The sequence below is a fragment of the Pseudomonas sp. 05N434 genome, from assembly GCF_056396965.1.
The window spans coordinates 1-1,477 of record NZ_JBFTMK010000822.1; the positions used below are offsets into that span (position 1 = coordinate 1).

Consider the following 1,477-nt stretch of genomic DNA (forward strand, 5'->3'; position numbering starts at 1 on the left):
GCTCATTTAGTCGGAAAACAAATCATTATCGAAATTTTTGAGGATGACATTCGATATCTAAACGTATTCACGTTACAGGGTGAGCCTTTAGGAAAGTTGGTTGCTATGGGGCATTGGGCGGATTTGAAACACAGCCTGACTACCCGACAAGCAATCAATAAACTGGTATCTCAACGGGTGGTCATCATCGCCACCGGACAGAACCCCGTGCAGGTGTATATGGAGCATTTGACCACAAAAAACAAAGCAGCAATGAAAAAGTCTAAATCCCCCCTCAGTCCTCGGCAGGCGACCGAGGCGAAACGGCTCTCCGATGAAACTGGTCTGAGCTTAAATATCCATGACGCAATAGAGGGTGCAGAATACCCATCAGTTTTATCAATCGACCCTGAATCAATAAGCCACTCCAGCTTTGCACCCATGCCTGACCTTAACAAGTTGCTCGGTAAAAACAAGATGAGGTGATGTATGTTAGTGCTCGATGATAAATCTCGTTCGGAGCTATTTCGAACCCATCCGGTCAAACGAAATCAGTATACCATTCTGACCCCCATGATCAAAGCGTCTTATGCCATGTTCCGGGAGAAAGTGTTTTTCAGGCACTCCGGCGCCTTTATGTTTGCCTCCCCTCGAATGGGTAAAACCCGATGTGCTTATGCTATCAGGGACTTACTTGCCAGTGAGTTTCCCGATTCGTATGTTTTGTATCATACAATGGATAGCGAGCGAACTACTTATTTGGTCGGCGACTTGCTGAAGTCAGCAAAATTGGCCGTGGCCAACCGGGAGAGTCGCGCGATACAATTGGAACGCTATATTGAGCATATTGCTGCCGAGTGCGAACTCAAAGGCGGAGATCAGTTTGTTCTGATTATTGATGAGATGCAGTTGATGTTGTTGCAGTCGTATAACGATCTTTTGGTGATTCATAATCGGCTTGATGCAAAAGGGATTAGCATGACGACTTTAGGCTTCGGTCAGCCGCAAATCCTCGAAACTCGAAATCTTTTAATTACTTTGGCGGCCTACAACCTGGTTGCCCGGTTCCTAAGTGAGCCCGTGCGCTTTGAAGGGTGCTTGTCGGCCAATGTATTTCAGGCCATTCTGTATGACTTTGACGAGGTCACAGAGTTTCCGCCGAATTCAGGGTGCTCCTATACTGAATTTTTTCTTCCGGTCGCGTTCTCCAACAACTATCGTCTTGCGGCTCAGCATGGCGACATTTGGAATGCTTTGATCCAGTTGGTCGGTGAGAGCGTGCTGCCACGAATACCGTTTTCGTATATTATTCGCCTAATCAATCATCTCTTGATTGCCAATAGGGCGAAAGACTCTTCAGATTTTAGATTGTCGGCTGAGATGATCGACGTATCCATGAGAGCAACAGTTTTGACGGACTTTTTTGAGTCCATGAAAAAAAGTTAACATGTATAGAAAAGATCTGAAGGTCACGCTAGGTTGCAACAGCCCCTTGGCG

General features: G+C 46.2%; 1 protein-coding gene and 1 pseudogene. Both read left to right on the forward strand.

Translation table 11 applies throughout. The annotated features are described in order from the left end of the window. Window positions 1-465 (forward strand): annotated as a pseudogene (locus AC1DLB_RS29755) (hypothetical protein); the annotation flags it as partial. A gap of 3 nt (window positions 466-468) precedes the next feature. Continuing rightward, window positions 469-1,425 (forward strand): AAA family ATPase, encoded by a 957-nt coding sequence (locus AC1DLB_RS29760; protein ID WP_477743108.1) that lies wholly within the window; start codon window positions 469-471, stop codon window positions 1,423-1,425. Window positions 1,426-1,477 lie beyond the last annotated feature (52 nt).

Bases quoted from the DNA above. Each gene is read 5' to 3' on its own strand.
- AC1DLB_RS29760 (WP_477743108.1), top strand. From the start codon at position 469: ATGTTAGTGCTCGATGATAAATCTCGTTCGGAGCTATTTCGAACCCAT.